Here is a 22,149-nt window from a genome sequence, read left to right as displayed (position 1 = left end):
AGTATTATTTATATATAATATTTAGAATTATGGGATTTATTTCATCCCCTTCATCATCTGCATCATTTTTTGACCTCCGCCACCTTGCATCATCTTCATCATTTTACCCATTTGGTTGAATTGCTTCAATAATTGGTTTACTTGCTGAACTGAAGTCCCAGACCCTCCTGCTATTCTTTTCTTTCTAACCGAATTAATAATAGTTGGAGTACTTCTTTCCGCAGGGGTCATAGAATATATTATTGCTTCTACATGTTTAAAAGCATCATCATCTATATCTATATCTTTTAACATTTTTCCAGCTCCCGGGATCATTCCCATTAAGTCCTTCATAGAACCCATTTTCTTGATCTGGTGCAATTGTTTTAAAAAGTCATCGAATCCAAATTGATTCTTAGCTATCTTTTTCTGAAGTTTTCTAGCCTCTTCCTCATCATATTGCTCTTGAGCTCTTTCCACCAAGGAAACAACATCTCCCATTCCCAAAATTCTATCGGCCATACGAGAAGGATAGAATACATCTATCGCATCCATCTTCTCCCCGGTACCAATAAATTTGATAGGTTTGTTTACTACAGATTTAATTGAAATTGCTGCACCACCGCGTGTATCACCATCTAATTTTGTAAGAATAACCCCATCAAAATTCAAACGATCATTAAAGGCTTTTGCAGTATTTACAGCATCCTGACCTGTCATGGAATCTACCACAAATAAGGTTTCCTGTGGTTTAACAGCAGCATGAATATTTGCGATTTCTGTCATCATCGCCTCATCTACAGCAAGACGACCAGCGGTATCTATAATAACAACATTAAATCCGTTTTGCTTAGCATGTGCAATAGCCGCCTGAGAAATAGCAACTGGATCTTGATTTCCCACATCACTAAAAACCTCAACTCCTATTTGCTCTCCTACAATTTGTAACTGATTGATCGCCGCAGGACGGTAAATATCACAAGCCACTAATAGTGGATTCTTATTCTTTTTTGTTTTTAAGAAATTAGCAAGTTTTCCAGAAAAAGTTGTTTTACCACTTCCCTGCAAACCAGACATTAAAATTACTGAAGGATTTCCAGAAAGATCTACCTCTTCTACTTCTCCCCCCATTAACTGGGTAAGTTCATCCTTAACCAATTTCACCATAAGTTGCCCTGGCTTCAATGCAGTTAATACATCTTGTCCTAAAGCTTTTTCTTTTACAGTGCTTGTAAATTCTTTCGCTATCTTATAGTTAACATCGGCTTCCACCAAGGCTCTACGCACTTCCTTTAAAGTCTCGGCAACGTTTACTTCTGTAATCTGCCCATGTCCTTTTAGGATGTGTAAGGCATTATCTAACTTATCGCTTAAATTATCAAACATAATTCTTCCTGTAATTTATTAATCTTGCGCTTATCAGCGGATTGCAAATTTAATGATTTGATGCTGAAGTGAAAAGTTTTATTTGGAAACAATATTTTACCTAAAGGCACTATTAATTTTCCCTAAACTTCCACTTTCAAAGTTGCTAATTGTTTATTGTTTATTGTTTACTGCTAATTGATGTCTACATTCTTTCTGGCACCTGAATTCCAAGTAAACCAAATGCCGATTTTATAATATCTCCTACCGATTTAGATAAATAAACTCTAAAATTCTTTTCTACCTCATCTGAAGTTCCTAAAATAGTCACATTCTGATAAAATGAATTGAATTCTTTAACCAGATCGTATGTGTAGTTTGCTATTAAAGCTGGACTATGATTTTCTGCGGCTAATTGTATAGTGTCTGGATAAGATTGCAATTGTTTGATCAACTCTTTTTCCTTTTCATGCAATTCGTATCCATTTGGCAATTCAAATTTATTTTTGCCCAGATCTGCTTTTCTCAAGATAGACTGAATTCTTGCATAAGTATACTGAATAAATGGCCCCGTATTTCCTTGAAAATCTACAGATTCTTCTGGATTAAATAAAATTCGTTTTCTAGGATCCACCTTCAAAATATAATATTTCAAAGCGCCTAGTCCGATCATTTTATAAAGTTCCTCTTTTTCTTCTGAAGAATATTCTCCTAGCTTTCCTAATTCTTCTGAAATATCTTTTGCAGTTTGAGTCATTTGAGATATTAGATCATCTGCATCTACAACTGTTCCCTCTCTACTCTTCATTTTTCCTGAAGGAAGGTCCACCATTCCATAACTTAAGTGAAATAGGTTATTTGCCCAGTCGTATCCTAATTTACTTAAGATTAAAAACAATACTTTAAAATGATAATCCTGTTCGTTCCCAACAGTGTAAACCATTCCATCTATATCAAAATCTTTTACTCTTTGTATAGCAGTTCCAATATCTTGGGTCATATACACCGCTGTCCCATCACTTCTTAAAACTATCTTTTCATCTAGACCATCTGCTGTAAGATCTATCCAAACACTCCCATCATCCTTTCTAAAGAAAACTCCTTTTTCCAAGCCCTCTGCAACAACATCTTTACCTAAAAGATAAGTATTGCTTTCATAGTAATTCTTATCGAAATCCACTCCTAAGGTGTCGTAGGTTTTTTCGAAACCATCATATACCCACTGATTCATTTTCTCCCAAAGCGCTTTCACCTCTTCATCTCCAGCTTCCCACTTTATAAGCATTTCTTGAGCTGCAATTAATACGGGAGCTTCTGCTTTAGCTTCCTCTTCAGTTTTACCTTCAGCAATTAGATCTGCGACTTCCTTTTTATATTCTTGATCGAATTTTACGTAGTAGTTTCCCACCAATTTATCGCCTTTAAGCCCAGTAGACTCTGGTGTTTCTCCATTTCCCCAACGTTCCCAAGCAAGCATGGACTTACAAATATGTATTCCACGATCGTTAATGATCTGAGTTTTATAAACTTGTTTCCCGCTTGCTTTTAAAATTTCAGCAACAGAGAATCCTAATAAATTATTTCTTACATGGCCTAAATGCAAAGGCTTATTTGTGTTAGGAGAAGAATATTCTACCATCACAGTATCCGAATCCTTTGCAACACTAAGCTTTCCGAAATGTGGATCATTTGCTATAGCTTCAAAAGAGCTTAAATAAAATTGGTTACTAAGCACAATATTCAAAAAACCTTGAACCACATTAAAACTCACTATTTCCTCGACATTTTCAACTAGATATTCTCCAATAGCATTCCCAAGCTGCACTGGATTAGTCTTAATTTGGCGCAGCATAGGAAAAGTTACCAATGTAATATCTCCCTCAAAATCTTTACGAGTTGGTTGAAATTCTACTTGTGTAAGATCTACTTGATGTAGATGCAAAACTGCCTCCTTAACTTTTTGCTCAATTTTATTCTGAATATTCATTATGGAACTATTTATGGTCTTTTTTATGCTAAATACAAGCGGCAAAGATAATAGAAAATAGCTGCAAGCTCTAGTGCTTTAAGTGCAAATCCCTATCTTTATGAAAAAGCTAAATATGCTACTGAATATAAGCTACAATAGACCAGAGATCAAAGAAAGGATCAACAAAGAAGTTGGTGCACCATTTACACTTCTTGAGCGTATAAAATTAAATGGTTCTGGCTCTCCTAAATTACACATCACTTCTACCAGTATAGAGATTCACAATTTATTGATACTAGATTCTAATACGAATATTTGCAATATAGAATTAAGACCTAACGGCATCATTGTTATGTTTAGGTCCTTATTAGAAACTTATGCATTAATAATTCCTTATTACAAGCTCAATCTGTACAAAGGAAAGTCTGAAGAATATTCTGTTTACAAGGACCAATATTTTATCAAGATAAAAGCAGACAGTCCCGCAATCCATAAATTTATGCTGAAGATATTAGGCTACAAGACAGATAATGCCCTCCCACATTTAGAAGATATTAGATAATATTTAAGTTACAATTCCGCAGGATTTCACCCCTTAATTTAATGCAAGCATTATTTAAGCATAACGCAGTACTTTAAGCTTTGAAGCAATTTTGCTTAAAAACAAATGGAATTATTTATTTATGTTTTTGCTGCTTTATTCTCTGTTATGAACCCGTTGGGAACTGTGCCTATCTTTGTAGGATTAACTCAAGAAGATTCTCCTGCCGAACGCTCTAAAACCTCCCTTCTTACCGCAATAAATATTCTGGTAATCCTTATAATTTCCTTTTTTACAGGGAAATATATTCTTCAATTCTTTGGAATAAGTATCGATTCTTTGAGAATTGCCGGCGGACTTATAATCGTAAGTTCTGGATTCGCGCTTTTAACAGGTTCCTTTTCTAAACACAAAGGAATGGACAAAAGGGTTAAAGATGATGCTTATCAAAGAGAAGGTGTTTCATTAACTCCCCTCGCAATTCCTATGCTTGCAGGACCAGGGACCATCTCTTTATTAATTGGAATGCACGAGGAATATCAATTTTTTAAGGAAAGAATTGTCACTGTAGCAGCAATTCTGGCAGTTTGTCTAGCAACTTTTGCTGTCTTAAAAAGCGCACATTATATCGTGAGAATTTTAGGCGCTTCAGGAATTAATGCCATTTCAAGGATCATTGGATTTATTGTGATCGCAATAGGAATAGAATATATAAGTTCTTCAGCAATAAATGTCCTAAGCCAAATATTCAATTAAATTATTATCTCTTATTAAAAGCGACTCCACCTATTAAGGACAAAATCCCCAAACCAATCATTGCATAAGACTGAGTATGATCTCCTTGCGCCTGCACTTTTATTGGACCAGCTTCAAAAGCAACTTCTGGGGTTATAAGAGTATATAAACCGTAACCAACTAAAACAACTCCAACAATCAATAGAACAATTTTAAGGGTGTTATTCATTTTATATTAATATTTGTTTAAACCGAAAGTAAACAATTATTTCCTAAATTATAACCTAATTAAATATTGAAATGAGGATCTTACTTACTGGCGCTAATGGATATATAGGGCTTAGATTATTACCGCAATTATTAGAGCTCGGCCACGAAGTGATTTGTGCTGTTAGAGATAAAAATAGATTCTCTCAAAACAAAGAGCTTTTAGATAAAATTGAAGTAGTAGAAATAGACTTTCTTCAACCTGCCAAAATTCCAGAAGAAATTAAAAACATAGATATTGCCTATTATTTAATCCATTCTATGTCTGCTTCCACCACAGATTTTGATAGTCAGGAAGCACAAGCAGCTTCGACCTTTAATGAGATCATGGCTGGCACAAGTGTAAAACAGGTGATCTACCTTAGTGGAATTATAAATACTGAAGAACTTTCCAAACATTTAAAATCCAGAAAGAAAGTTGAAGAAATTCTTTACAAAGGAAAATTCAATGTAACTGTATTAAGAGCTGCAATAATAGTAGGCTCCGGTAGTTCTTCTTTTGAAATTATTCGGGATCTCTGTGAGAAACTACCCTTAATGATCACACCTAGTTGGGTAAAAACAAAATGCCAACCTATTGCAGTAAGAGATGTGCTGCAATTTTTAACCGGAGTGATAGGTTTAGAAAAAGCATATAATGAATCCTTTGATATTGGTGGGCCAGACATTATTTCTTACAAACAAATGATGCAGCAATATGCACAGATACGAGGTCTTAATCTTTATATCATAGACGTCCCATTCCTGTCACCAAAAATTTCATCTTATTGGCTTTATTTTGTAACCTCCACCTCTTACAAACTAGCACAAAATCTTGTAGATAGTATGAAGGTAGAAGTGATAACGAATGATAAAAGACTACAGGAACTTTTAAACATAGAGCCTATTTCCTATAAGGAAGCTATAGAGTTAGCATTTTATAAAATAGAGCAAAATCAGGTCATCTCCAGCTGGAAAGATTCTATGAGTAGTGGTAGGTTTAGAAAAGATCTCAATAAATACATACAAGTCCCAACTTTTGGTTGTTTAAAAGATGCTCAATCTATAAATGTAGAAAACCCCGATGAAGTATTAGAACGTATTTGGGCCATCGGTGGTACCACTGGTTGGTATTATGGCAATTGGTTATGGAAATTTAGAGGATATTTCGATAAGCTTTTTGGAGGTGTTGGCTTAAGACGTGGGAGAACTCACTCTTCTGAAATAGCTTCAGGAGATTCCTTAGATTTTTGGCGGGTTTTACTTGCGGATAAGGAGCAAAGAAGATTGCTGTTATTTGCTGAAATGAAGGTGCCAGGAGAAGCTTGGTTGGAGTTCGAGATTGATGAAGATAATATTCTGCGACAAACCGCCACCTTTAGACCCCGTGGTTTATGGGGAAGACTGTACTGGTATACTATGTTACCATTTCATTATTTTATCTTTGAAGGAATGCTGAATAAAATAGCCAAGGGTTAATTGATATTTAAAGACAACTATTGAAATCACTTTCATCCTTTTTTAAAAAAAATGTACTTCTAAGTGTCTCTACTTTTATCTTACTTTTTGTTGCCGTTTATATTTTCCTGTTTACAGAAACATTTTATATACTAATAGAATATGGAAGTTTATGGGTTAGAGACTTGTTTGGCACTTTTTATCTATGGCTTGGGTTATTGAGCGTAGTTTTCTTATTAGGATTGGCCTTTACTAAAGCTGGTAAACTACGGTTAGGCAATTCTCCTCCCGAATTTAATAGATGGTCCTGGATCGCGATGTTGTATAGTGCGGGAATGGGAGCTGGAATTTTATTAAGAGGGGTGCAGGAGCCAGTTTATATGCTTCTTAACTCTCCTATTAAAACCGGTCAATCCAATGAAATAATTGCTTTAGAATATACTTTTTATCAATGGGGTTTCACAGCATGGGCATTTTATGCCATGTTCGCAATTCTTGTTGGTCATTCCTTATTTGTGAAAGACAGGAATATTAGATTAGGTACTAGTTTACATTATTTTAAACGAATTAAATTTCTTCCTTCTGGGATAGATCTTTTGACAATTCTAACTACAGTAGCTGGATTGGTTGCGGCTATTGGTTTAGGAACAACTCAAATAGAAGGCGGGATTGGTCACTTATTAAAGCACGAAGCTGGTAATCTATCACTTACTTTATTCCTTGTGTTTTTAATTTGTTCCATAGCATTTTTATCGGCTTGGGTGGGAATAGATAAAGGGATAAAGAGATTATCTAATTGGAACATTTATCTTACAATTATTTTACTGCTCTTTGTATTTATTCAAGGGGATATTTTGTTAATTCTAGATAACTTCCTAACAGGAACCTACCATTACATTAAAGACTTTGTACCTCTAAGTTTAGCTCTTGGAAATTACGATCCAGGAAAAGAATTTTTAACAGATTGGACCTATTATTATTGGGCTTTTTGGCTAGCTTGGGCACCATTTACCGGAATATTCATTGCGAGAATTTCTAAAGGCAGAACAATCCGAGAAATTATATTGGGAGTACTATTAATTCCATCTTTAGGAACTTTCCTATGGTTTAGTGTATTTGGAACCTCTGCTTTCAACTTAATAGAACAATGGGGTATTTATCAAGATGAATTTGGGAATGTATTTACCTCTCTATTTGTCTTCTTTTCTAATTACCCATTAGCCATATTCACGAATATCCTGACAGTAATATTGCTAATTAGCTTTTTAGTAACGTCGGTAGATTCTGCTATATACGTACTTAGCATGTTTACTTCTAAAGGAAGCGAAAATCCAAAAAGAAGATACAGATTGATCTGGGCTATCATCATCCTTATTTTTTCAGAAGCAATTATAGTATTAGGGAATATTAAACCAGATACTAATGTATTAATAGCAATGCAGAAATTCCTTATTATAGGCTCACTCCCATTTGCATTCTTCACAGTAATTGTAATGATCTTATTAACACATACTCTTTTTAAAAAGACATAAAAAAAGCAACATGAAGATCTATTGGATCTTTATGTTGCTTTTTTTTATACAAATTGAATTTAAGCTTTCGGCAAAAATACTTCCGCCATCATACAACGAGCGCTTCCACCTCCACAGGTTTCTATAGTATTTAGATCTGAACTTAATATCTCACAATATTTTTCTATGGTTCTAATTTGATGAGCTGTTAGACTTTTATGTGCAGTAGCGCTCATCACCAAATAAGTTTTATTTTCACCTCCTTTTACTTGCAACATATTTCCTGCAAACTGATGCATTTGAACTTCTGTAATGGTAATAATTTCTTTCCCATCTTGCTTTAAATGTTTCAAAACACTCTTGCGCTCTTTGGTATCATCTATGGCATCTGCGCAGATTACGGCAAACTCCTCAGCAACACACATCATAACATTGGTATGATATATTGGCAATCTTTTACCATCTACATCCTGAAAAGCGCTGAATATAACTGGTGAATACTCGAAATCTTCGCAGAACTCTATCAATAGTTCTTCATCTGCACGTACAGAAAGTGCGCAATATGCTTTTCTGTTTATTCTATCTAATATTAAAACTCCAGTGCCTTCTAAATAAACTTTTTCATCTTCAGCTTCAGTATAGTCTACAACATCTGAAATTTTAAAACCTTGAGCTTCTAAAACTTCAAAAAATTCCATCCTGCGTTCTCGTCTTCTGTTTTCAGCAAACATTGGATATACTGCAACTTTCCCGTCTTGATGAAAAGAAACCCAGTTATTTGGAAAAATAGAGTCTGGAGTATCCAGTTCCTTTTTATCTTCTACCACAACAACATTCACACCAACAGCTTTCAATTTGTCTACAAAAGTGTCAAATTCCTGCTGAGCTTTATTATTGATCTCTTCATTCTTTAACTGAAGTTCTTCCTGAAAATAGTTATTAACCGCAGTCTCTTCGTTCATCCTGAAATTTACCGGACGAACCATTAAAACGGTATTTGTTATTTGCTCCATGGTTTTCTTATTCTCTAATTAATGGTAATGTTGAACATCTTAAGAGTCCTTCCTGTTTGGATATTTCTGCATAGGGAACTTCTTCTACCGTAATTCCCTGTTCTCTTAACCATGTGTTTAATCTGGTAAAATTCTTTTCAGAGATCACAACCTCTTCAGAAATTGAGAAAATATTAGAGTTCATGTTATACATTTCATCACGAGTGATCTCGAAAATATTGTCTTTGCCAAAAAGATCGACTAACCAATTGTATTCTTCTTCAATCAAGAATCCTCCTTTATAAATAATTGCCTTATCCTTTCCAACAGGCTGGAAACAACAATCTAAGTGCAAAGCATTATCCCTTGCAACTGTATTAGATTTTTTTAAACTGAAGGAAACTACTTTTCTATTCGGGAAAAGTTCTTGAAGGGCATTCACTCCTTTCATATTAGTTCTTGCAGTTATAAAGTCTTTATAATCTTCACCCTTATAAGTTCCCACTAATATGTAATCCTTATAGGGCATCACATCTCCACCTTCAATATGCGCAGATTCCGGCATAGTCAAGATCTTATCTGGATCTATTTGACTTAACACATGGTTAATAGCCTCGATCTCCTCATCTCTATCTGGTAAAATATTTGCTTTTACAAATTTGTCGTCAATTACAAAAGCGATATCCCTGGTAAAGATCTGATTATAGTTCTTAATGATCTTTGGTCTAAATACCTTAACATCATATTTTTCAAAAACAGCAGCTACCGCATCCATCTCCTTTACCATATCTTCTTCTAGTGGATATGTACCAGCTTTAATATGCTCGGCAGACTTTGGATCGTATGCATCTTTATATTCGGGTGTTCCTCCGTTACTTGTTGCGGTGCCTAATACTACCGCTTTTAAAGGGGAAGTTTCACTCTTAATATTCAGTTTTAGCATTTTGGATAGTTTTGTGCAAATATAAAAAAAGCTTCATTGTTAAATGAAGCTTTTTAAAATTATGAATTTCAAAATATTATCTGTTATCAATTTCTTTGAAACCTCTTAAACCTTCACCAATATAAACTTGACGTGGTCTTCCAATTGGTTCTTTTCCTAATCTCATTTCTCTCCATTGAGCGATCCATCCTGGTAATCTTCCTACAGCAAACATTACTGTAAACATTTCTGTTGGAATTCCCATTGCACGGTAGATAATTCCTGAATAAAAATCTACGTTAGGATATAATTTACGCTCTACAAAATATTCATCTTCTAAAGCTGCTTTTTCAAGACTTTTAGCAATATCTAGAATAGGATCTTCAACTCCTAGTTCTGCCAATACTTCATCTGCTGCCTTTTTAATGATTTTTGCTCTTGGATCGAAGTTCTTATAAACTCTGTGACCAAAGCCCATTAGTCTAAAAGGGTCTTCTTTATCTTTTGCTTTCGCTATAAATTTTGAAGTGTCTCCACCATCAGCTTTAATCTCTTCTAACATTTCAATAACCGCTTGGTTAGCTCCTCCATGAAGTGGACCCCATAAAGCAGAAACTCCTGCTGAAATTGATGCAAATAATCCTGCTTGAGAAGAACCAACGATTCTTACTGTAGAAGTAGAACAGTTTTGCTCATGATCTGCATGCAAGATCAATAACCTGTCTAAAGCTGCAACCAATTTTTCATTAAGCTTATATTCCTCACCTGGTTTCTGGAACATCATTTTTAAGAAGCTCTCAACATAACCTAGGTTATTATCTCTGTTCTCTAATGGTTGATCGTTTCTTCTTCTTAAAGTCCATGCAGCAAGTGTTGGAAATTTAGCTAAGATCTTAACGATCGCCTTATACATATCTTCTTCAGAATCTACATTTACAGATTTTGGATTGAAAGCGATAAGAGCACTAGTTAAAGATGAAAGCATTCCCATTGGATGCGCAGTAGAAGGGAAACCTTTGATCACCTTTTTCATGTCAAGGTTCACTTCACTTTGAGCCTTGATATCATCCTTGAATTTACTTAACTCATCTTTATTTGGTAATTCTCCAAAAATCAATAAAAACACTACCTCCAAAAAGTCAGCTTTTTCTGCTAATTCTTCAATAGAATAGCCTCTGTATCTTAAGATCCCTTTTTCTCCATCTAGAAAAGTGATTGCACTTTCGCAACTCCCTGTATTCTTAAATCCTGGATCTAAAGTGATCACCCCAGAATCTCCTCTAAGATTCTTGATATCTATGGCTACTTCATTTTCTGTTCCTACTATTACTGGGAATTCGTATTTCTTTCCATCTATCTCTAACGTGGCTACTTTTGACATATATTTTAAAACTTTTTCTTATTATTTTTTTGGACTGCTAAAATACAAAATAAGCGTATAAAAGAATGCCTAATGCAAAGAGAATTTCTCATTAAAACTAGAACTTTGGCAGCTTTTTAAGAAAAATGAGTAATAAAAAAACCCTTTCCATAATAGAAAGGGTTTTTATTAATTATTATTTAAACAAATTAGATCTTAAAGGCATTCATTTGAGGGTAATAAGCCACACTTTCCAGCTCTTCCTCTATCCTAAGTAATTGATTGTATTTTGCCATTCTATCACTTCTTGAAGCCGATCCTGTTTTAATTTGACCTGTATTTAATGCCACTGCAAGATCTGCAATGGTATTATCTTCAGTTTCACCAGATCTATGTGACATCACGCAAGTATACCCTGCGTTTTTAGCCATATTTACTGTTGCAATAGTTTCAGTTAAAGTTCCAATTTGGTTCACTTTAATTAAAATAGAATTTGCAATTCCTTCTTTAATTCCTCTGGACAATCTCTCTACATTGGTAACGAAAAGATCATCTCCCACAAGTTGTACTTTATCTCCACATTTCTCTGTTAAAGATTTCCAACCTTCCCAGTCATTTTCATCCATTCCATCTTCAATAGAAATAATTGGATATTTTTCTGAAAGTTCAGTTAGATAAGTAGCTTGTTCTTCGCTAGTTCTAATCTTACCTTGCTCCCCTTCGAATTTTGTGTAATCGTATTTCCCATTTACATAGAACTCTGCTGCAGCACAATCTAAAGCGATCATTACATCATCTCCTCCTTTATAACCTGCATTTTTAATGGCAAGTAAAATAGTTTCTAAAGCATCTTCCGTTCCATCTAAAGTTGGCGCAAAACCACCTTCATCTCCTACAGCTGTGCTTAGTCCTCGATCATGTAATACCTTTTTTAAATGATGGAAGATCTCCGATCCCATTTGCATGGCATGAGTAAAGCTTTTTGCTTTTACAGGCATAACCATGAATTCCTGAAATGCAATTGGTGCATCACTGTGTGAACCACCATTAATAATATTCATCATAGGAACAGGAAGTGTATTTGCACTTACCCCTCCAATATATCTATATAAAGGTAAACCAAGTTCTTGTGCAGCTGCCTTTGCAACCGCTAAGGAAACACCTAAAATTGCATTAGCTCCTAATTTAGATTTATTTGGAGTACCATCTATCTCTATCATCACCTTGTCTATTAGGTTCTGATCGAAAATTGAAAAACCTAAAAGTTCTTCGGCTATAATTTTATTTACATTTTCTACTGCTTTGGAAACACCTTTTCCCATATATGCTTTTCCACCATCTCGAAGCTCCACAGCTTCATGCTCTCCAGTTGATGCTCCAGAAGGAACAGCGGCTCTACCAAGCATTCCATTTTCAGTTAATACATCTACTTCTACTGTTGGATTTCCACGTGAATCAAATATTTGACGAGCGTGAACATTTATTATTATACTCATAATATGGGTTGATTATTTATTATATGCAATATACAAATACAAGAAATATTTTTCTCCTATTTCCGTGAATTAAGACAATTATCTGCGATAACGTTTTCGGGGTTTATCGTGTAAAGCTTATAAATAGTTAGTGAAAATATTATAATAAACTATAAGTAAGAATGACCGAAGCTGTATTATAGCTAGACTCAAAATTTAAAGCATAGGTTTTGTCAACAAATTTAGAGCCATTTAATTCTCTAGATGAATTATAACGCAACTCCATAGCTAGCCTATTATAAATTTGCATACCAACCCCAATTCCGAAACTGGCACCAGACTTAAATTCGTCTAAGAAAGGATCTTCAACCATATTAGTATTCATAAAAGAAACTTCGGTTTTAAGAGGAAGATCCGAGCTCACCAGAACATTAATAAATAATTTTGTAGACGTATTCAAGAAAAGATAATGCCTTAACCCTAAAGCTAATTCTATAGATTGGTTACTTATAGAAAAATCTGCATTATAGCTTTTAGTGAGATTTCTTTCAGCTTTAAAACTTCTATATACCGGCTGAATAAATACAGACCACTTATTCCTATTAAAGGGCATAATATACTCCAGTTCTGCACCAGCACGAATAAAAAATTCATTGTTAAATGATTCTCCTCCCGCATTCAGCCCATTATCGATCTCCATTCCAGTAAAATCTGCTCCTAATAGTACCTTTAGGTTAAACTTCCCACTAGAGTTATTATCATAGTAAGAAGTGGACCAATTTTTACAGTTATTATATTTAGTGAAATATCTTTCCAGATCTATACGATTATAAGAAACATTGCTAATGTTAGAACTTGTATTATTTTCACAGTTGAGATCATTAAATAACTGTTGCTGATAATGATTATTAACAGCTATTTTTCCTCCCTGTAAAAATTTTTTGTAAACCAACTGTTTTGGGGAGTCTTCATCCAGTCTATAGAAATAACGAAGTACACTGTTATCTTGATATATAAATAAATCAGCCTTACCATCTTGGATATATTTAAGAAACACAACTTTTTGCGTGAATAGCGGTGCACGTTGAGATGTAAGTTCTCTTACACGATCCCGGGAAAGATCTATTTGCACTTTAAATTTTGTAAAGCGTATATTTTCCAGCCCAAATTCCAAAACACCATCGAACGTTTTCACTTGTATTTCAGAATCCATAGCAGCTTTAAAATTGAAACTTACAGGATTGTCGTTCCAATCATTATTCTCGATAAAACCGCTAATCTTATTACCAGAGTTATCAATATAATATCCTTCTTCATACTGAATTTGAGAAAATGCTATGGAGGATAAAAGCAGGCTTAAACAGGTAAAAATAATTTTATGCATCTATATATTTTAGAAATTGATAGACGAATATATTAAATAATCTTCAAAATATTGAATCAAAAAAGCCATGAAATTGAATTTATTTCATGGCTTTAAGTAAAATATAAATAATTTCTTATTTTTTTGAATCTTTTATTCTTTCGATAAACTCATCGAATAAATAACTCGCATCATGAGGGCCAGGACTAGCTTCCGGATGATATTGAACTGAAAAACAATTCTTATTCGTAATCTCCATTCCACCAATCGTATTATCATTAATACAAACGTGCGTGATTTTCACATTTGGATGGGCTTCAGTTTCTTCTCTATCTACCGAAAAACCGTGATTTTGAGAGGTGATCTCTCCTTTCCCGGTTTTCAAATTAAGCACAGGATGATTAATCCCTCTATGTCCATGGTGCATTTTGTAAGTAGAAATTCCATTTGCAATCGCTATTACTTGATGCCCCAGACAGATCCCAAATAATGGATGATCCCTCTCTAGAATTTTTTTAGTTAAATTAATTGCACCTGTTAGTGGCTGTGGATCCCCTGGTCCATTAGAAAGAAAATACCCATCAGGATTCCACGAACTAAGATCTTCATACGTGGCATTATAAGGAAACACTTTTATATATGCATCTCTTTCTGAAAGGCATCTTAGAATGTTCTTTTTGATTCCTATATCTAAAGCGGCAATTCTATATGTTGCTTTTTCATTTCCGAAGAAATAAGGTTCTTTAGTAGATACCTTAGAAGCTAACTCCAAACCATTCATATCTGGAACAGCTTTCAATTGCTCCTTAAGAGCATCTATATTATCTACATCTGTAGAAATAATTGCATTCATCGCTCCATTTTCGCGGATATAAGCCACCAAAGCTCTGGTATCCACATCAGAAATTGCAAAAAGGTCACTCTTATCTAAAAAGCTGGACAAAGATCCATCTGCAGCTGGCCGCGAATAATTATAGCTAAAGTTTTTACATATCAATCCTGAGATCTTAGCCCTATCAGATTCATTTTCCTCTTCCTTTACACCATAATTACCGATATGTGCATTGGTAGTAACCATTAGCTGGCCAAAATAGGAAGGATCTGTAAATATCTCCTGATACCCAGTCATTCCAGTATTAAAACACACCTCTCCAACAGCACTTCCATCTTTATCTCCTACTGATTTACCATGAAAGATGGTGCCGTCTGCTAAAAGTATGATCGCTTTTTTTCTTGTTTGATATTTCATAATAATATTGCAGGTACTATTTAGTTTTAACTTCGTGTGGCAAAATTAATTAAATGGTAACAACCAAAAATATAATTTCCACTTTTATGCTTAAAAAAAAGGGATAAACCATAATGGCTTATCCCTTTTTAAAATTTTGATTAGAAAAGAATCATTGTTATTCTTCTTTTTTATCGTCTTTTTTGTCAGCTTTCTTTTCAGATGTTTTTGCTTCAGCTTTCACTTCTGCATCTCCTTCTGTAGCTTTCTTTTTACCTCTACGAGTAGATTTCTTCTTCTCCGGCTTAGTTAGGTTGTAGATTTCGTTGTAATCAACTAATTCTATCATTGCCATATCCGCGTTATCACCAAGTCTATTACCTAATTTGATAATTCTTGTGTAACCACCTGGACGGTCACCTATCTTAGGAGCAACATCTCGAAATAATTCTGCTACGAAATCTTTCTGACGAAGTTTAGCAAAAACCAATCTTCTATTGTGAGTTGTGTCTTCCTTAGATTTTGTGATCAAAGGCTCAACAAACTGCTTTAAAGCTTTTGCTTTAGCAACAGTGGTGTTTATTCTTTTATGCTCAATTAGGGAACACGCCATGTTAGCCAACATAGACTTACGGTGTGCCGTTTTTCTTCCTAAATGATTTATTTTTTTTCCGTGTCTCATTACTATTCTCTTTTAGACTAAGATTTCCAATAAAGGATCGTACTAGTCTTTATCCAATTTATATTTTGAAAGATCCATTCCAAAGTTTAAACCTTTATTGTTCACAAGCTCTTCAAGCTCGGTCAAAGATTTTTTCCCGAAATTACGGAACTTCATCAAGTCGTTTTTGTTGTAAGATACTAAATCACCCAAGGTATCAACTTCAGCAGCTTTTAAACAGTTAAGAGCTCTAACAGAAAGATCCATATCTACCAATTTGGTTTTTAGCAACTGTCTCATGTGAAGGGATTCTTCATCATAAGTTTCAGTTTGTGCTATCTCATCTGCCTCAAGCGTAATACGCTCATCAGAGAACAACATGAAATGGTGAATCAAAGTTTTTGCAGCTTCTGTTAATGCATCCTTAGGATGAATAGAACCGTCCGAGATAATTTCAAAAACCAATTTTTCATAATCAGTCTTTTGCTCTACACGGAAGTTTTCAACACTATATTTTACGTTTTTGATTGGTGTGTAAACCGAATCAACGAAAATAGTACCTAATGGTGCATTTGCTTTTTTGTTTTCCTCTGCAGGAACGTACCCACGACCTTTTTCCACTGAAAGTTCCATATTGAAACTCACTTTTTTATCTAAGTTACAAATCACTAAATCTGGATTTAGGATCTGGAAACCTGAGATAAATTTTTGGAAATGACCAGCTGTAAGTTGCTCTTGTCCAGAAACAGAAATTGTAACGGCTTCATTGTCTATTTCATCAATTTGCCTTTTAAACCTTACTTGTTTTAGGTTTAATATAATTTCTGTAACATCTTCTACTACCCCAGGGATAGTAGAGAATTCATGATCAACTCCTTCAATGCGAACTGAAGTTATTGCAAATCCTTCTAAAGATGATAACAGTACTCTCCTTAAAGCGTTACCAACAGTTAATCCATATCCTGGTTCTAAAGGGCGAAACTCAAACTTCCCTTCGAATTCGGTGGAATCAATCATTATAACTTTATCGGGCTTCTGAAAATTTAGTATTGCCATATTACGACTTCTGTGAATTATTATTTCGAATATAATTCGACTATGAATTGTTCATTTATATTTTCTGGAATCTGTACTCTTGCAGGAACAGAAACAAAAGTTCCTTGCTTAGTCTCATTATTCCAGGTCATCCACTCATAAGTGGCACTTGAATTTGCTAGCGAATTTGTGATCGCTTCTAAAGATTTAGATTTCTCTCTTACCGCAATTACATCTCCTGGCTTCACTTGGTAAGATGGTACGTTTAGTACATCTCCATTTACAGTAATATGTCTGTGAGAAACTAATTGTCTCGCACCACTCCTAGAAGGAGAAACACCCATTCTGTAAACTACATTATCTAATCTAGATTCACATAATTGTAAAAGAACCTCTCCAGTAATACCGGTTGATCTGGTTGCTTTATCAAACATGTTTCTGAACTGACGCTCTAATACACCATAAGTGTACTTTGCTTTTTGCTTCTCCATTAACTGGATTGCATATTCAGATTTTTTACCTCTTCTACGGTTGTTACCATGTTGTCCCGGAGGGTAATTTCTTTTTTCGAAAGACTTATCATCTCCGAATATAGCCTCGCCAAATTTACGCGCTATTTTAGTCTTTGGACCAGTATATCTTGCCATTGAAAATTGTTTTTTGTGAGAATGCGATTATGAATTAAGGTCACTGTCCTTCGATAATCTTATTGCCTTCTCGTTTATACTTAATAATTAATTAAACTCTACGTCTTTTAGGAGGTCTACATCCATTGTGTGGCAAAGGAGTAACATCGATAATTTCGGTTACTTCAATTCCTGCATTGTGTATAGAACGCATAGCAGATTCTCTACCATTTCCTGGTCCTTTAACATATACTTTCACTTTTCTTAAACCAGCTTCATGTGCAACTTTCGAAGCATCTTCTGCAGCTAATTGAGCAGCGTAAGGAGTATTTTTCTTAGATCCTCTAAAGCCCATTTTACCGGCAGATGACCAAGAGATAAGATCTCCCTTTTTATTTGTTAAAGAAATAATGATGTTATTAAAAGAAGCAGTAATATGCGCTTCTCCATTAGACTCAACGATTACTTTACGTTTCTTTTGAGCAGTTTTTTGAGTTTTTGCCATCTTACTTATTATTTAGTTGCTTTCTTCTTATTAGCAACTGTTTTTCTTCTACCTTTTCTGGTTCTTGAATTGTTCTTAGTTCTTTGTCCTCTTAATGGAAGACCAGATCTATGACGCACACCACGGTAACATCCTATATCCATAAGACGTTTGATACTCATTTGTACTTCTGAACGTAATTCACCTTCAATTTTAAAAGTTCCAACAGCTTCACGAATTTTCCCAATCTGGTCATCGTCCCAATCTGAAACTTTAATACTCTCGTCTACGTTAGCATCTTTCAGGATTCTTTCAGCCCTACTTTTGCCAATTCCGAAGATATAGGTCAATGCTATAACTCCGCGTTTTTGTTTTGGTATATCAACACCTGCAATTCTAGCCATAACTTAACCTTGTCTTTGTTTAAATTTTGGATTCTTTTTGTTAATCACGTAAAGTCTACCTTTTCTGCGTACAATCTTGCAGTCGGCACTTCTTTTTTTAACTGATGCTCTTACTTTCATCTTAATTAGTATCTGTAAGTTATTCGAGCCTTAGATAAATCGTAAGGACTCATTTCTAATTTCACTTTATCTCCGGGTAATAATTTAATATAATGCATACGCATCTTTCCCGAAATATGAGCGGTCACCACGTGTCCGTTCTCAAGTTCCACACGAAACATAGCATTTGATAATGCTTCTATAATTGTTCCGTCTTGTTCTATTGCTGATTGCTTTGCCATAGTTACGCTACTGCTTTTCTATTTTTTCCGGTTTTCATCAAACCATCATAATGTCTATTCAACAAATAAGAATTCACTTGCTGCATAGTATCAATCGCAACCCCCACCATAATTAACAATGAGGTACCTCCAAAGAACAATGCCCATCCCTGTTGTACACCCAACAGTTGATACACTATAGCAGGGAACACTGCTATAAGAGCGAGGAAAATTGAACCCGGAAGGGTTATCTGAGACATGATTCTATCTAAGTACTCTGCAGTGTCTCCACCTGGACGAATTCCAGGAATAAATCCACCGCTTCTCTTAAGATCATCTGCCATTTTATTGGTAGGTACTGTAATTGCCGTATAGAAGTATGTAAATACTATAATTAACAAGGCAAATACTAAGTTATACCAAAAACCAAATATATCACTGAACGCAGCTGCAACACCTTGCGAGGTCTCTCCATCAGAAAGTCCCGCTACCGCAGCCGGTATAAACATAATTGCTTGAGCAAAGATAATAGGCATTACTCCAGAAGCGTTTAATTTAAGAGGAATATACTGTCTTGATCCAAATACATTCTTCTCATAACCTCCAGATGCCGTTCTTCGCGCATATTGCACTGCTATTTGTCTTACTGCCATCACTAACATGATAGACGCCATGATTATAGCAAACCAAATTACCAATTCTATAAGGATCATAACTAAACCACCATTAGACTCAAATACTCTGGAAGCAAATTCCTGAATAAAAGCCTGTGGTAATGTTGCTATAATACCAACCATAATTAATAAGGAAATACCATTCCCTATTCCTTTATCGGTAATTTTTTCACCCAACCACATTGCAAATATAGTCCCAGTAGTAAGAATTATTACTGAGGATGCAACAAAAGTTACAGTGTTACCTAATAAAAAGGCACTTTGAGGTAGGGTAGCAAACAAGTTATAGATATAACCAGGTCCTTGAACCAAGGTAATAGCTATAGTTAACCATCTTGTTATCTGGTTAATCCTTCTTCTTCCACTCTCTCCTTCTTTCTGAAGCTTTTGTAAATAAGGAACAGCAATACCCATTAACTGCACCACAATGGAAGCAGAAATATAGGGCATGATTCCTAATGCAAAAACGGAAGCGTTAGAAAAAGCACCACCTGTAAACGCATTAAGTAGACCCAAGAGTCCACTTTCAGTTTGACTAGCTAAATTAGATAACTGTGAAGCATCTATTCCAGGAAGTACAACCTGCGCACCAAAACGGTATACCAATAACAGACCAAGGGTCACTAAAATTCTATTTTTTAGTTCCTCGATTTTCCAGATATTCTTTATAGTATTGATAAATTTCATATGTATATCTATTATAAAGTAACTACTTCTCCTCCGGCAGCTTCGATAGCTTCCTTAGCTGAGGCAGTAAATTTATGAACAGATATTTTCAATGTTGCTTTTAATTCCCCTCTACCTAATATCTTTACTAATTCGTTTTTACGAGCCAGTCCGTTTTCAACCAAAACTTGCATATCTACGGTATCTTTAATTCTACCGTTGTCTACAAGTCCCTGAAGCGTATCAAGGTTAACACCTTGATAATCTTTACGGTTAATATTGGTAAAACCAAATTTAGGCACTCTTCGTTGAAGTGGCATTTGCCCACCTTCAAAACCTATCTTTCTAGAATAACCAGAACGAGATTTGGCACCCTTATGTCCACGGGTAGCCGTTCCTCCTTTTCCAGATCCTTCTCCTCTACCTACACGTTTACTGTTATTTTGAACTGAACCTTTTGCGGGTCTTAAGTTACTTAAATCCATGTGAGTTTATTATTTTGTTTCCGCTACAGAAACTAAGTGTTGAACTTTATTTACCATACCAAGGATGTTTGGTGTGTTCTCGTGCTCTACAACTTGGTTAAGTCTTCTTAAACCAAGTGCTTCTAAAGTACGTTTCTGGTTTGCAGTACGTTTAATTGCACTTTTAACCTGCTTTACATATATCTTTGCCATCTTGTCCTTGTATTATCCTTTAAAAACTTTGTCTAATGTAATACCACGTTGTTTAGCTACGGTTTGAGCACTACGCAATTGCAATAGGGCATCAAAAGTTGCTTTTACAACGTTATGCGGGTTTGAAGATCCTTGGTTTTTTGAAAGTACATCATGTACACCAACAGCCTCCAATACGGCACGAATTGCACCACCAGCTATTACTCCGGTACCAGTTGCAGCAGGGATCAATAAAACCCTTGCTCCACCATATTTACCTTTTTGCTCATGAGGAATAGATCCTTTATAAATAGGAATTCTTACCAAATTCTTTTTGGCATCCTCTATAGATTTTGCGATTGCACTAGCAACGTCTTTCGATTTTCCTAAACCTTGACCTACTACTCCATTCTCATCACCTACAACTACAATAGCAGAAAAACCAAATGCTCTACCACCTTTTGTAACCTTTGTAACACGTTGCACACCAACCAAACGATCTTTTAATTCAAGACCTGCTGGTTTTACAAGTTCTACATTTTTATAATCTTGATACATATCTTATTAGAATTTTAGTCCTCCTTCACGAGCACCATCTGCCAATGATTTAACTCTTCCGTGATATAAATAACCACCTCTATCAAAAGAGATCGAATCTATTCCGGCCTTTAACGCTTTTTCTGCAATAGCTTTACCAACTAAGGCAGCTTTATCTAATTTATTACTATCAGATGCACTTACGTCTTTATCTCTAGAAGAAGCGGCAACCAAAGTTTTACCTTGAACATCGTCTACTATTTGAGCATAAATTTCTTTATTGCTTCTAAATACAGCCAATCTTGGGCGACTTTGGGTTCCCGTAATATCTTTACGGATCCTCTTCTTAATCTTTGTTCTTCTTGCTTGTTTTGAAAATGCCATATCTACACTTTATTAAGCTGATTTACCAGCTTTTCTTCTTAATTGTTCTCCTACAAACTTAATTCCTTTTCCTTTATACGGCTCTGGAGCACGGAAGGAACGAATTTTAGCTGCTATTTGACCAACCAATTGTTTATCATGAGAAGACAATTTCACGATTGGGTTTTTCCCTTTATCTGAAACAGTCTCTACCTTCACCTCTGGTGCTAGTTCAAAAACAATATTATGAGAGAATCCTACAGCAAGCTCTAATTTTTGTCCTTGGTTGGAAGCACGATAACCTACTCCTACCAATTCCAATTCCTTAGTGAAACCTTTAGATACTCCTTCAATCATATTATTTACCAAAGAACGGTATAACCCGTGCTTTGCTTTTTGGTCCTTCTTATCTGAAGAGCGCTCAAAAGTAATCAAATCATCTTCAATTTTCACATCGATGTCTTTAATTTCTTGAGTTAATTCTCCCAATTTTCCTTTTACCGTCACAATCTTATCATTCAGGCTAACTGTAACGCCTTCTGGGATAGTGATTGGGTTTTTACCTATTCTTGACATTTC

26 protein-coding genes are annotated in these 22,149 nt (G+C 35.1%); 4 read left to right on the top strand and 22 right to left on the bottom strand.

The annotated features are described in order from the left end of the window. Positions 1-36 precede the first annotated feature (36 nt). Together ffh and argS are read right to left on the bottom strand one after the other, a co-directional pair. A complete protein-coding gene (ffh, locus tag BC962_RS13085) occupies positions 37-1,365 on the bottom strand; it encodes a signal recognition particle protein (protein ID WP_121346475.1) in 1,329 nt (442 codons plus the stop codon). Between the two features lie 184 nt (positions 1,366-1,549). Beyond that, positions 1,550-3,331: an arginine--tRNA ligase gene (gene argS / locus BC962_RS13080; RefSeq protein ID WP_121346474.1), complete on the bottom strand. Its 1,782-nt coding sequence runs from the start codon at positions 3,329-3,331 to the stop codon at positions 1,550-1,552. A 115-nt stretch (positions 3,332-3,446) separates the two neighbouring features. Here argS and BC962_RS13075 point away from each other — a divergent pair, with 115 nt between their 5' ends. Both BC962_RS13075 and BC962_RS13070 read left to right on the top strand, forming a co-directional pair. Next, positions 3,447-3,875: a hypothetical protein gene (locus BC962_RS13075; RefSeq protein ID WP_121346649.1), complete on the top strand. Its 429-nt coding sequence runs from the start codon at positions 3,447-3,449 to the stop codon at positions 3,873-3,875. Between the two features lie 105 nt (positions 3,876-3,980). After that, positions 3,981-4,610: a MarC family NAAT transporter gene (locus tag BC962_RS13070; RefSeq protein ID WP_121346473.1), complete on the top strand. Its 630-nt coding sequence runs from the start codon at positions 3,981-3,983 to the stop codon at positions 4,608-4,610. 4 nt (positions 4,611-4,614) lie between these two features. On the opposite strand, the gene BC962_RS13065 is transcribed toward BC962_RS13070, so the two are convergent. Continuing rightward, the gene (locus tag BC962_RS13065; protein ID WP_121346472.1) at positions 4,615-4,818 is read right to left on the bottom strand and encodes a hypothetical protein; all 204 of its coding nucleotides are present in this window, start codon (positions 4,816-4,818) and stop codon (positions 4,615-4,617) included. Positions 4,819-4,889: 71 nt separating this feature from the next. Between BC962_RS13065 and BC962_RS13060 the strand changes: the two genes are divergently transcribed. Together BC962_RS13060 and BC962_RS13055 are read left to right on the top strand one after the other, a co-directional pair. Then, positions 4,890-6,314 (top strand): SDR family oxidoreductase, encoded by a 1,425-nt coding sequence (locus tag BC962_RS13060; RefSeq protein ID WP_121346471.1) that lies wholly within the window; start codon positions 4,890-4,892, stop codon positions 6,312-6,314. Positions 6,315-6,334: 20 nt separating this feature from the next. Beyond that, the gene (locus BC962_RS13055) at positions 6,335-7,825 is read left to right on the top strand and encodes a BCCT family transporter (protein ID WP_121346470.1); all 1,491 of its coding nucleotides are present in this window, start codon (positions 6,335-6,337) and stop codon (positions 7,823-7,825) included. 59 nt (positions 7,826-7,884) lie between these two features. Here the strand turns inward: BC962_RS13055 and ctlX are convergent, their stop codons facing one another. From ctlX to rplF, 19 genes are all read right to left on the bottom strand, one after another. Then, positions 7,885-8,817 (bottom strand): citrulline utilization hydrolase CtlX, encoded by a 933-nt coding sequence (gene ctlX, locus BC962_RS13050; RefSeq protein ID WP_121346469.1) that lies wholly within the window; start codon positions 8,815-8,817, stop codon positions 7,885-7,887. Positions 8,818-8,824: 7 nt separating this feature from the next. Then, a complete protein-coding gene (locus BC962_RS13045; protein WP_121346468.1) occupies positions 8,825-9,739 on the bottom strand; it encodes a dimethylarginine dimethylaminohydrolase family protein in 915 nt (304 codons plus the stop codon). 76 nt (positions 9,740-9,815) lie between these two features. Continuing rightward, a complete protein-coding gene (locus BC962_RS13040) occupies positions 9,816-11,099 on the bottom strand; it encodes a citrate synthase (RefSeq protein ID WP_121346467.1) in 1,284 nt (427 codons plus the stop codon). Positions 11,100-11,287: 188 nt separating this feature from the next. Further along, complete coding sequence (gene eno / locus BC962_RS13035) at positions 11,288-12,574, bottom strand: phosphopyruvate hydratase (RefSeq protein ID WP_121346466.1); 1,287 nt, start codon at positions 12,572-12,574, stop codon at positions 11,288-11,290. 139 nt (positions 12,575-12,713) lie between these two features. Beyond that, complete coding sequence (locus BC962_RS13030) at positions 12,714-13,937, bottom strand: porin family protein (protein ID WP_121346465.1); 1,224 nt, start codon at positions 13,935-13,937, stop codon at positions 12,714-12,716. A 115-nt stretch (positions 13,938-14,052) separates the two neighbouring features. Next, complete coding sequence (gene carA, locus BC962_RS13025) at positions 14,053-15,165, bottom strand: glutamine-hydrolyzing carbamoyl-phosphate synthase small subunit (RefSeq protein WP_121346464.1); 1,113 nt, start codon at positions 15,163-15,165, stop codon at positions 14,053-14,055. A 157-nt stretch (positions 15,166-15,322) separates the two neighbouring features. Beyond that, positions 15,323-15,826 (bottom strand): 50S ribosomal protein L17, encoded by a 504-nt coding sequence (gene rplQ, locus BC962_RS13020; protein ID WP_121346463.1) that lies wholly within the window; start codon positions 15,824-15,826, stop codon positions 15,323-15,325. 42 nt (positions 15,827-15,868) lie between these two features. Next, complete coding sequence (locus BC962_RS13015) at positions 15,869-16,861, bottom strand: DNA-directed RNA polymerase subunit alpha (RefSeq protein WP_121346462.1); 993 nt, start codon at positions 16,859-16,861, stop codon at positions 15,869-15,871. A 20-nt stretch (positions 16,862-16,881) separates the two neighbouring features. Continuing rightward, a complete protein-coding gene (gene rpsD, locus BC962_RS13010; RefSeq protein WP_121346461.1) occupies positions 16,882-17,487 on the bottom strand; it encodes a 30S ribosomal protein S4 in 606 nt (201 codons plus the stop codon). 91 nt (positions 17,488-17,578) lie between these two features. Continuing rightward, complete coding sequence (gene rpsK, locus BC962_RS13005) at positions 17,579-17,971, bottom strand: 30S ribosomal protein S11 (protein ID WP_034924409.1); 393 nt, start codon at positions 17,969-17,971, stop codon at positions 17,579-17,581. A gap of 8 nt (positions 17,972-17,979) precedes the next feature. Next, positions 17,980-18,354 carry a 30S ribosomal protein S13 gene (gene rpsM / locus BC962_RS13000; RefSeq protein WP_121346460.1) on the bottom strand — a complete coding sequence of 125 codons (375 nt, stop codon included), beginning with the start codon at positions 18,352-18,354 and terminating at the stop codon, positions 17,980-17,982. 3 nt (positions 18,355-18,357) lie between these two features. Continuing rightward, entirely contained in the window at positions 18,358-18,474 is a 117-nt protein-coding gene (gene ykgO, locus BC962_RS12995; RefSeq protein ID WP_009779203.1) for a type B 50S ribosomal protein L36, read from the bottom strand. Between the two features lie 5 nt (positions 18,475-18,479). Next, complete coding sequence (gene infA / locus BC962_RS12990) at positions 18,480-18,695, bottom strand: translation initiation factor IF-1 (RefSeq protein ID WP_006988529.1); 216 nt, start codon at positions 18,693-18,695, stop codon at positions 18,480-18,482. Between the two features lie 2 nt (positions 18,696-18,697). Beyond that, positions 18,698-20,035 (bottom strand): preprotein translocase subunit SecY, encoded by a 1,338-nt coding sequence (secY, locus tag BC962_RS12985; protein ID WP_121346459.1) that lies wholly within the window; start codon positions 20,033-20,035, stop codon positions 18,698-18,700. Between the two features lie 11 nt (positions 20,036-20,046). Continuing rightward, positions 20,047-20,499, bottom strand: a complete 453-nt coding sequence (rplO, locus tag BC962_RS12980; protein WP_121346458.1) for a 50S ribosomal protein L15 — start codon at positions 20,497-20,499, stop codon at positions 20,047-20,049. Between the two features lie 9 nt (positions 20,500-20,508). After that, positions 20,509-20,691, bottom strand: a complete 183-nt coding sequence (gene rpmD, locus BC962_RS12975; RefSeq protein ID WP_026839624.1) for a 50S ribosomal protein L30 — start codon at positions 20,689-20,691, stop codon at positions 20,509-20,511. A 12-nt stretch (positions 20,692-20,703) separates the two neighbouring features. Continuing rightward, a complete protein-coding gene (rpsE, locus tag BC962_RS12970; RefSeq protein WP_026839625.1) occupies positions 20,704-21,228 on the bottom strand; it encodes a 30S ribosomal protein S5 in 525 nt (174 codons plus the stop codon). Between the two features lie 6 nt (positions 21,229-21,234). Continuing rightward, a complete protein-coding gene (gene rplR, locus BC962_RS12965) occupies positions 21,235-21,591 on the bottom strand; it encodes a 50S ribosomal protein L18 (RefSeq protein WP_121346457.1) in 357 nt (118 codons plus the stop codon). 12 nt (positions 21,592-21,603) lie between these two features. Continuing rightward, positions 21,604-22,146 carry a 50S ribosomal protein L6 gene (rplF, locus tag BC962_RS12960; RefSeq protein WP_121346456.1) on the bottom strand — a complete coding sequence of 181 codons (543 nt, stop codon included), beginning with the start codon at positions 22,144-22,146 and terminating at the stop codon, positions 21,604-21,606. Positions 22,147-22,149: the final 3 nt, after the last annotated feature.

The organism is Gillisia mitskevichiae (genome assembly GCF_003634585.1).
In the GTDB taxonomy this organism is placed as follows: domain Bacteria; phylum Bacteroidota; class Bacteroidia; order Flavobacteriales; family Flavobacteriaceae; genus Gillisia; species Gillisia mitskevichiae.
The sequence above is the reverse complement of the archived record's forward strand: the minus strand, read 5'-3'. Positions and strand labels throughout refer to the sequence as shown.